This window comes from Clostridium sp., from assembly GCF_040797585.1.
In the GTDB taxonomy this organism is placed as follows: domain Bacteria; phylum Bacillota; class Clostridia; order Clostridiales; family Clostridiaceae; genus Clostridium_Z.
In genome coordinates this window covers 1-9,541 of the sequence record NZ_JBFNEO010000103.1, presented here as the reverse complement: position 1 = coordinate 9,541, position 9,541 = coordinate 1, and the positions used below count along the sequence as shown (strand labels likewise).

General features: G+C 28.4%; 8 protein-coding genes. 5 read left to right on the top strand and 3 right to left on the bottom strand.

Features of this window, described 5'->3' with window-relative positions; genetic code table 11:
• Positions 1 to 324: 324 nt before the first annotated feature.
• The gene (locus tag AB2369_RS08055; protein ID WP_367665968.1) at positions 325 to 1,008 is read left to right on the top strand and encodes a GntR family transcriptional regulator; all 684 of its coding nucleotides are present in this window, start codon (positions 325 to 327) and stop codon (positions 1,006 to 1,008) included.
• Positions 1,009 to 1,488: 480 nt separating this feature from the next.
• The gene (gene rnr, locus AB2369_RS08050; RefSeq protein WP_367665967.1) at positions 1,489 to 3,720 is read left to right on the top strand and encodes a ribonuclease R; all 2,232 of its coding nucleotides are present in this window, start codon (positions 1,489 to 1,491) and stop codon (positions 3,718 to 3,720) included.
• Between the two features lie 150 nt (positions 3,721 to 3,870).
• Here the strand turns inward: rnr and AB2369_RS08045 are convergent, their stop codons facing one another.
• Positions 3,871 to 4,641, bottom strand: a complete 771-nt coding sequence (locus AB2369_RS08045) for an SDR family NAD(P)-dependent oxidoreductase (RefSeq protein ID WP_367665966.1) — start codon at positions 4,639 to 4,641, stop codon at positions 3,871 to 3,873.
• Positions 4,642 to 5,090: 449 nt separating this feature from the next.
• Between AB2369_RS08045 and AB2369_RS08040 the strand changes: the two genes are divergently transcribed.
• Both AB2369_RS08040 and AB2369_RS08035 read left to right on the top strand, forming a co-directional pair.
• Complete coding sequence (locus AB2369_RS08040) at positions 5,091 to 5,843, top strand: class I SAM-dependent methyltransferase (protein ID WP_367665965.1); 753 nt, start codon at positions 5,091 to 5,093, stop codon at positions 5,841 to 5,843.
• Positions 5,844 to 6,074: 231 nt separating this feature from the next.
• Entirely contained in the window at positions 6,075 to 6,485 is a 411-nt protein-coding gene (locus AB2369_RS08035; protein ID WP_367665964.1) for a hypothetical protein, read from the top strand.
• 213 nt (positions 6,486 to 6,698) lie between these two features.
• Here the strand turns inward: AB2369_RS08035 and rsgA are convergent, their stop codons facing one another.
• On the bottom strand, positions 6,699 to 7,763 hold the full coding sequence (gene rsgA, locus AB2369_RS08030) for a ribosome small subunit-dependent GTPase A (RefSeq protein ID WP_367665963.1): 1,065 nt from the start codon (positions 7,761 to 7,763) through the stop codon (positions 6,699 to 6,701).
• Between the two features lie 297 nt (positions 7,764 to 8,060).
• On the opposite strand from rsgA, the gene fsa reads away from it, so the two are divergent.
• Complete coding sequence (gene fsa, locus AB2369_RS08025) at positions 8,061 to 8,705, top strand: fructose-6-phosphate aldolase (protein ID WP_367665962.1); 645 nt, start codon at positions 8,061 to 8,063, stop codon at positions 8,703 to 8,705.
• 467 nt (positions 8,706 to 9,172) lie between these two features.
• Here the strand turns inward: fsa and AB2369_RS08020 are convergent, their stop codons facing one another.
• The gene (locus AB2369_RS08020) at positions 9,173 to 9,481 is read right to left on the bottom strand and encodes a DUF3784 domain-containing protein (RefSeq protein ID WP_367665961.1); all 309 of its coding nucleotides are present in this window, start codon (positions 9,479 to 9,481) and stop codon (positions 9,173 to 9,175) included.
• Positions 9,482 to 9,541: the final 60 nt, after the last annotated feature.

Sequence of the window (9,541 nt, the reverse complement as noted above, 5' to 3'; positions counted from 1 at the left end):
ATCATGTCCTTTTTGTACTTGCTATATTATCTAAGATTAATCTTAAATATAAATTATAATGAGACTTATTATAGGGTTTTATTCTAAAAGTTAGTTTATACATAGGATTTTTTATTGATTCATCAATGGAATTGTAAGGGCATAAGCTAAAGATTATAATATAAGTTTATTATTCAAAATATTTTTAACATGATTTATTAGGTTATAGAATTATAATATTAAGGGAAAATATAGATAAAGACTTCCTTGTATATGGATTATTTAGATGTTAGAATTAATATGACTATTTAGTTTAAATTTAGATTACTAAGGAGAGAGAGTTAATTGTATAGCTGCTTAAGGAAAATAGATGACAATAATAATAATAAACCAATAAGAGAGATAGTATTAGAAGAATTAAGAAAAGCAATATTTGATAATGTGTTAAAGCCAGGAGATAGATTAGTTGAAGTATCCATTGCAGAAGCTATGGGTGTAAGCAGAACTCCAGTAAGGGAAGCATTAAGGCAATTGGAACTTGAGGGTTTAGCTACCAATACTCCAAGAAAGGGCACTGTTGTACAAGGAATATCCTATGATAAGGCTATAGAGATGTATGATATAAGAGAGGTTTTAGAAGGATTAGCAACTAAATTAGCTTGTTTAAATATGCCAAGAATAAAAATCAAGGAACTTAAAGAAGTACTTGAGAATATGGAGTATAATGTAATTAATAAGGATATAAATAAAATATATGAGCTTAACAAAAAATGGAATGAAATAATTCTTAGTAGCTGCAATAACGAGATGCTTATAAAAAAAGTTAGCGATCTTTATGAACATCTTGGAAGACTTAAAGTATTTAGTTTATATGATGAGAACCGTCAACGCTCTGCAATGAATGAGTATAGTCTTATATTAGAGGCTATAGAAAAAGGGGACGAAGATAAAGCAGAGGCATTAGCAAGAGAACACGTAAAAAAAGCTAAAAATAGATTTACAATGGTTTATAAAAATATAAATGATTAGAAGTATATTTAAAGCTAGTAAAACCTTGGGTGAAGGGAATTACTAGTTTTTTAATTCTATTACATAGTTAAAATTAATTATTTATTTTTATAATTAGAGTATGTATCACGTGTATTATATAGATTATATTAAGCTGAAATTAAACTTTCATATTGAATTAATACATTGCGGGAGTTAAATTTTAAAATAGAGAAAACTGTGATGCTAGTTTAAGATTGTAAGCTGAGAGAATCATTTAAGTATAAGTTAAAAATTTATAAATTTTTATTTTAAAATTTCTATCCTTATTAGAACATATGTAGCGATAATAAGATTAGAATTTTACATATTCAATAATCTTAAAAAATGTTCATAAGATCAATAAAGTATTTAACTTGATTTTTTCAGTGGATTACTAGAAAATAAAATAAAGATAAGGAATTTATACAGTGCTAAAGGGACATAATAATTAACAAATATAAAAATTTCGGAGGACATTTTATGAGGATAAAAGAGGCGATTTTAGGCTTTATGAGAGAACAAGCATATAAGCCTATGGATATGCAAGAGCTATCAAAAATATTTGATATAAATAAAGAAGAATATAAAACCTTTAAAAAAGCATTAAAATCCATGGAGAAGGAAGGAATTGTTGTAAGAAACAGAAATGATAAGTTTGGTGTTCCAGAGAGAATGGGACTTGTTTCAGGAAAACTTCAAGTTCACTCTAGAGGATACGGTTTCTTAATCCCTGATGAAGAGGAGAGACAAGACGTCTTTATTCCTAGCTCATATATGAATGGAGCCATGAATGGGGATAAGGTTATAGCTAAGATTTTAAAGGAAGACCTTAAGGGTAAAAAGTGTGAAGGTGAAATAATAAGAATAAATGAAAGAGCAAATAAGACCATCTTAGGTGTATATGAAGACTCTAAGAACTTTGGCTTTGTAGTAGCAGAGGATAAGAGGATACAATACGATATATTTATACCTAGGCAGAAAAAAGGTGAAGCAAAAACTGGAGATATGGTTATAGTAGAAATAACTCAGTGGCCAGAGAAGAAGAGAAATCCAGAAGGAGAGATAGTAGATATCTTAGGTAAAAAGGGAGAAAAGGGTATAGATATACTAGCTATAATTAAAAAGTTCGCTCTTCCAGAAGAATTCCCAGATAAGGTAGAAAAGTTTGCAGCTAATATAGAAGAAGAGATTCCAAAGGCTGAGTATAAAAAAAGAGTTGACCTTAGAGATGTTAGAATGGTTACCATAGATGGAGAGGATGCAAAGGATTTAGATGATGCTGTATCTATTGAGAGACTACCTAACGGAAAGTATAAATTAGGAGTTCACATAGCTGACGTAACTCACTATGTTAGAGAAAATAATCCTCTAGATAAGGAAGCCTTAAAGAGAGCCACCTCTGTATATTTAATCGATAGGGTTATACCTATGCTTCCAAGAAAGCTTTCTAATGGCATATGTTCTTTAAATCCAAAGGTAGATAGACTGACTTTATCATGTATTATGACAATAGATGGAAGTGGTAAGGTTTTAAATCATGAGATAGTAGAGAGTGTTATTAGAACTAATGACAGAATGACCTATACTGATGTTACCAAGATTCTAAGGGATAATGATGAGGAACTTATAGAAAAGTATGAGTACCTAGTAGATGATTTTAAGGCCATGGAAGAACTTTGCGAAATATTAAATCATAAGAGACTTCAAAGAGGAGCCATAGATTTTAACTTTGAGGAATCTAAAATAATCTTAGATGAATTAGGTAAACCAGTGGATATTAAGCCTTATGAAAGAGCCATAGCTAATAGAATCATAGAAGAGTTCATGTTAGTAGCTAATGAAACTGTAGCAGAGCACATGTTCTGGACTAAGATACCTTTTGTATATAGAATTCACGAGGATCCAAATGAGGAAAAACTACATCATTTCAGAGAGTTTATATACAATTTAGGTTATGTAATGAAGTGGTCAAATGAAGTACATCCAAGAGCTCTTCAAGATATTCTTGAAAAAGTTCAAGGTAAGAAGGAAGAGACTGTAGTTTCAACTTTACTTCTTAGATCAATGATGCAAGCTAAATATGCACCACAATGTGTTGGTCACTTTGGTCTTGCAGCTAGATACTATTGTCACTTTACATCTCCAATAAGAAGATATCCAGACCTTCAAATCCATAGGATAATAAAGGAATTTATAAATGGAGCAATAACTGAAGAGAGATCAAATAAGTTAATTTCCATTGTAGATTATGCATCTAGACAATCTTCAGAGATGGAGAGAATAGCTCAAGAAGCAGAAAGGGAAGTAGATGACCTTAAGAAGGCAGAGTACATGTCAGAGAGGATAGGAGAGGAATATGAAGGTATAATATCTTCTGTAACATCCTTTGGTATGTTTGTAGAACTTCCAAATACCATTGAAGGTTTAGTCCATATAAGCGATTTAAATGGTGACTATTTTATTTATGATGAGAGACACTTAGCCTTAATTGGAGAAAGAACTAAGAAAATGTATAGATTAGGAGATAGTGTTAAAATAAAAGTTACTAAGGTAGATATAGATAATAGAGAAATATACTTTAGATTAGTTGAGGATGATCATGAAGATGAGGAAATAGAAATTCATGATGATATAAAGGAAAGTTTAAAGTCAGGTCTTTATGAAGAAAAAGTAATGGCAATAGAAACTGGATATCATGATGAAGTAGAATAAGTTAAAAGGGGAAGGCTTATGGAGGTGTGATCCATAAGCCTTTTAGGTTGTGAGTTATTTAATATATAGCTTTTTAAATCTATATAAGGTTTATTATAATGGATAATTATTAATATTTGTTCGATATAAGGTTAAGTTTATATTAACTCTTTATGCTCCATTGACTTTAGATACAATTTTACTTAATAATTTCCTAGGCAATATTTTAGAACCTAATGCTAAAACTTTATTATTAGATCCAGGGATTATAACAGTTTTCCCCTTCATAAAACCATTATAGGCTATGGTAGCTACTTCAGAGGACTCCATAAGAGACTTTTTTGCAAACTCTGCTTTCTTAACCTTAGCATTCTTTTGAAAGTTTGTATCTGTAGGTCCTGGGCAGAGGGCACTTATTTTTATGTTGCTATTTTTTAACTCCTCCCTTAAGGCCTCTGTGAGAGAAAGAACATAAGCCTTACTGCTATAATATACTGCCATGTAAGGACCAGGGGAAAAGGCAGCAGTAGAAGACACATTAAGGATTCCACCATGGTTTTTTTCTATAAAATAAGGTAGAAAAATCTTCATCATATGAGTTAGAGCTCTTATATTTAAATCTATTATATTTAAATCCTCATCCTTAGGAATGTGATTAAAGGAACCAAAGGAGCCAACTCCAGCGTTATTTACTAAGTATTCTATTTCCATATTAGAGGCGGTTATATTCTCACATAACATATTTATTTCAGATTCCTTTGAGAGATCATAGCTTAAGATTACCACATCTACAGAATATTCCTTAACTAAATTATATTTTATACTTTCCAGTTTTTCTTTATTTCTAGCTACTAATATTAGATTATGTTTATTTAAAGCAAATACTTTAGATAAATCATAACCTATACCACTGGTAGCACCAGTTATAATTGTATATTTCATAAGATTAAACCTTTCTATAATTTCAAAATTAATACCATAGAGGCTTAAATATAAAAATTAATTTATCTATAAATTTTTATATTTAAAATAGCTATAGATATATATAAGATTCCATTTAAAAATCGTATATAAAATCATAAATAAGATTTTAAAGATTAAGATCTAAAAACTTTCTTATCTGATTAATAAGTACTATAGTGTATATGATATTCTTAATAGTATCATATATTATATCACAATTTTTCAACTAACTTGCAAAATTAAAGTCCTATATATTTACAAAGTATCATATCAATAATATAATTTAATAGAGTAATATATATTAAATAGAAGTTTTTCTTATTTAACATTAGATAAACTTATATGAATATAGTATATAGCTTTAGAGTATATACTAAAGTAGGAGAATTAATCATTAAAGAAAAGTTATGCACAAGGTGGTGTTAATAATGAAATATTACGGCAATCTATGTACAATGATGTATGATTTAGACAAGCCTCATGCTCCGAAAGACGAGTTAGACTTTTACATGTCCTATGTAAAAAATATGAATGCGAAGATATTAGAGCCCTTATGTGGTTCAGGTAGATTTTTAATACCGTTTTTAGAAAAGGGTTATGATATTACGGGATTTGACATATCAGAGGATATGATAAATTCTTTAAAAGAAAAAGCTAAAGCTAAGAATTTAAACCCTAAGGCATATAATATGTCCATGGAAGAGTTTAATCCATCAGAAAAATTCGATTTCATAATGATTCCATGCAGTTCATTTTCCTTATTTTTAGAAAAGGATGCTATTATAAATTCTCTTAAGGTTTTAAAAAATGCCTTAAATCCAGGGGGGAAATTAATATTTGGAGTTGAAACTATAAATTCTAAGGGAGAACCAGTGTTAGAGTTTAAAACAAGTAAAACTTATATAACTCCTGAAGGATATTTGCTTATGGAAAAGAGTAAGAATATATATGATGATAATAGTAAGATTTTATCTATACCATTATTGTATGGACTATATGATGGAGATAAGTTAATTGAAACAGAAAATATGGACTTTAAAATAAGATTATATGATTTTAATGAAGTGGATGAATACTTAAAAGAAGTAGGTTTTGATACTTATAAAGTTTACAATTCTTATAATAAGGACGAGGTAAATGAAGAAACCTGTGAAACTTTATTATATGAATGTATAGGTTAATGAGGAAACCTGTAAAATATTATATGAATTTATAAGTTAAATGAATTTTGTATTATATATGAATTATAAAAATTAAAAGTAAGCTCTTAAAAGAATAAGAGCTTACTTTTTTAGTTTTAAAAGAAAAAATATCACATAAGCAGAAGTAATTTTTCAAGGTATAAGTTATGTTGTATTTATAGTTTTTTAACAACATTTGATTTTGGAATATAATTGAAATACAATATTAGTATGTACTTGAAATTTAATGGAATAAATGCATGGAAAAGGAGTGTTAGAAATGAAAAAACTATAGTGATCATAGTTATTGCTATAATATCTATTCTAGGAATTTATTATAGATTTGTTTCGGATTTCTCTTATTTAGCAACTATAGAAGGTAATATTATTTCCGCTGAGAGTAGTAGTTCTCAAGGAACTTTTCATTCTAAAGGAGGAGAGAAAATTAAGTTTTTCCTTAATTCTTCGGTAGAACAAGGCACTTTAAATATAAAATTAACTGATTTAAATGGAAAAGTAATAAAAAACTTTGAAACTAATAGAAACGATTCTGAAGAAATATATTTAGATAATGATGGAGAATATAGAGTTTCAGTAATCTATGATAATTTTGTTGGAAGTTTTAATGTTAAATGTAAATAGGTTATTGGCAAATTTCATATTTTCAACTTAATAATAAAAGCACAAAGAATATTTCCTTATATTTTTATCATTTAAAACAAATTAGTTCTTCTAAAAGTAGTTTATCTGCTATTCAATTAATATGGAAGTAGTTACATCTTTTTTCTTATACTTAAAGTAGTTATAAAAATTAAAAGGAAGCTCTTAAAATGAAGCTTCCTTTTTGTTTTAGATTTAATAAGATTTTTCTTTCATCAATAGGTACTTTTTATTATTCTTAGATTTATTTTTCTCTTTGCTTTTAGACTTTTCCCTAGTCTTAAAATGATTTTCTTCCTTTTTTAGCTTTAGAAAACTTTTATACCTTTCTTCATCTATGGTACCATCTTCTAATGCCTTTAATATTGCACATCCAGGCTCATTTTTATGATTACAATTAGTAAACTTACAACTATTTGATAGGTTTTCTATATCTATAAAAAGGTTTGATAATCCTTCATCTAAATCTAATAATTGAATTTCTTTCATACCAGGGGTGTCAATTACAATACCCATATCCCCTAGGACAATAAGCTCTCTATTAGTTGTTGTATGTTTTCCCCTATCACCCAGTTCACTTATATCCTTAGTAATCTGTCTTTCTTCCCCTAGAATAGCATTTATTAGAGTGGATTTACCAACTCCAGAAGAGCCAATAAAAGCCACAGTAGTTCCAATTCCCATATTATCTGTTACATTATTAAAACCTTCTAAGGTTTTTGAACTTATCATATACACCTTAATATTACTTATAGAATCTAAAATATCATTAATCTTTTCCTCTGGATTCTCACATAAATCTTTCTTAGTTAATAATATTATAGGCTCCACCTTTCCTTTAAAAGCTAAGGCTATATATCTTTCTAATCTTCTTATATTAAAGTTATCATTTAAAGACATACATATAAAAAGCTTATCTATATTAGAGGCAACTACCTGTTCCTCAGTAGTAACACCAGCTACCTTTCTTGAAAACTTACTTTTTCTTTTTAATACATGGTGGATTCTTAGAGTATCATTAGAAGATAAAGGCTTATCTAAAACCACCCAATCTCCCACAGAAGGGTAACTTTCCTTTCCAGTAGCAGTGTGAATAAATCTACCAGATACAGGAGATAGAAATTCCCCTTTTTCTGTAATAACTCTATAAAGATGCTCATACTCTACAATGACTCTTCCAGGTATATAATTATTATTTTCATTTAATTTAGTAAATTCTTTCTCAAAGTTCTCGTTCCATCCTAATTTAATTAAATTCATATATTCCTCCTAAATTTAGGCATAAAAAAGCCCTAGAATAGCCTGCTACTCTAGGGTACAAAACGAAAACTATAGACTATATCTAGAGTAGCAGCTTAAATTATACATTTTTGTTTGTAAATATATTCTTGTATTCATCATAGCCACCACATCCTTTCAAAAAATTATAACCTTATATTACTATATATCTTAGTATATGTAAATAGATTTTTAAAAAAAATATGAATATTGCGGTTAATGAAAATGATTACAATATATGATATAATACTTTAAGTAATATAAAAGGAGTGTGAGTTTATGAAATTATTTATTGATACAGCTATAACAGATGAGATCAGAAAGGTAAGTGAAATGGGAGTTATTTGTGGAGTAACTACAAACCCTTCATTAATTGCAAAATCAGGAAGAGATTTTAAAGAGGTTATTGAAGAAATAACTTCTATTGTAGATGGCCCAATAAGTGCAGAGGTTATAAGCCTTAATTCAGAGGAAATGGTTAAAGAAGCCTTAGAACTTGTAAACATACATAAAAATATAGTTATAAAACTTCCAATGACAGAAGAGGGATTAAAGGCTACAAAGAGTTTATCTTCTAAGGGAATAGAAACTAATGTAACATTAATATTTTCAGCAGCTCAAGCATTACTTGCAGCAAGGGCAGGAGCCACCTTTGTAAGTCCATTCCTTGGAAGACTTGATGATATAGGCATGGATGGAATGAATCTAATAGAAGAGATAGTAGATATTTTTGACATCCATGGAATAGAGACAGAAATAATAGCAGCTAGTATAAGAAATCCTATACATGTAACTAAAGCAGCTAGAATAGGAGCTCACATAGCTACAGTTCCATATAAGGTAATAATGGAGATGACAAAGCATCCTTTAACAGATATAGGAATAGAAAAGTTCCTAAAGGACTGGGAAGGTGCTAAAAAATAATATATTATTAAATTAGAGAACAAGGAGCAGTTTAAAATTTTACTGCTTCTTGTTTTTTTACTTAACTTCTTGTACTGCCTAAATAACCTAATTGAAATTTATTATAGAGTTAATAGATGAAATTTCAGTATATACATGACAAAAAACTTTAACATGAATTATTTTATTAATTTATATTTTTAATATATTAGGAGGAAGCCTATATATAATTTCTAACTCGAATATTATGCTATAAAATACTTGAAATTCTAATTTAGCTGTTGAATTTATTTCAAAATCTAGATAGGATATTAGATTAAATAGGGCGTAAAGGGATTAAAAGTACTTTTTAATTAAGAAGAATATTATAAAATAGTAGTGAATCGTAAAGAAGAGATCTAATCTTACGGCTATGTTTTAATATAGTGTTTATATTAGACATAATATTAAGGGAAGCCCTAAACTTCCCTTAATATTATTTGAAAATTCTATTTTTCAAATCTTTTTCCAGTATTTGAATAGACTATTACAAATATTAGTGATACATTAAATAGCACAAGTGCAATAGTGGTTAGAAATTTTATATTAAAAATATCGTTTAAAACAAAAAGCGTTATACATATTGCGATAATAAACATAAATTTGCCCATAAGTTTACACAAAGAAAGAACATCATACTTTTCTTTTTCTTCCTTTGACATAGTATTAAGACCTGCTATTAAGAAAGCCCCTTTTCCAATAGATAAAACAATACCCAGCACAACAAACAACACAATAAATAATATCTTTGCAATCATATGAGTCTCCTCCTTAAATACAATTAATTCATATTCCAATTATATCACTATCTTGAAAAT

Bases quoted from the DNA above. Each gene is read 5' to 3' on its own strand.
- rnr (WP_367665967.1), top strand. From the start codon at position 1,489: ATGAGGATAAAAGAGGCGATTTTAGGCTTTATGAGAGAACAAGCATAT.
- AB2369_RS08045 (WP_367665966.1), bottom strand. From the start codon at position 4,641: ATGAAATATACAATTATAACTGGTGCTACCAGTGGTATAGGTTATGAT.
- AB2369_RS08040 (WP_367665965.1), top strand. From the start codon at position 5,091: ATGAAATATTACGGCAATCTATGTACAATGATGTATGATTTAGACAAG.
- AB2369_RS08035 (WP_367665964.1), top strand. From the start codon at position 6,075: ATGTACTTGAAATTTAATGGAATAAATGCATGGAAAAGGAGTGTTAGA.
- rsgA (WP_367665963.1), bottom strand. From the start codon at position 7,763: ATGAATTTAATTAAATTAGGATGGAACGAGAACTTTGAGAAAGAATTT.
- fsa (WP_367665962.1), top strand. From the start codon at position 8,061: ATGAAATTATTTATTGATACAGCTATAACAGATGAGATCAGAAAGGTA.
- AB2369_RS08020 (WP_367665961.1), bottom strand. From the start codon at position 9,481: ATGATTGCAAAGATATTATTTATTGTGTTGTTTGTTGTGCTGGGTATT.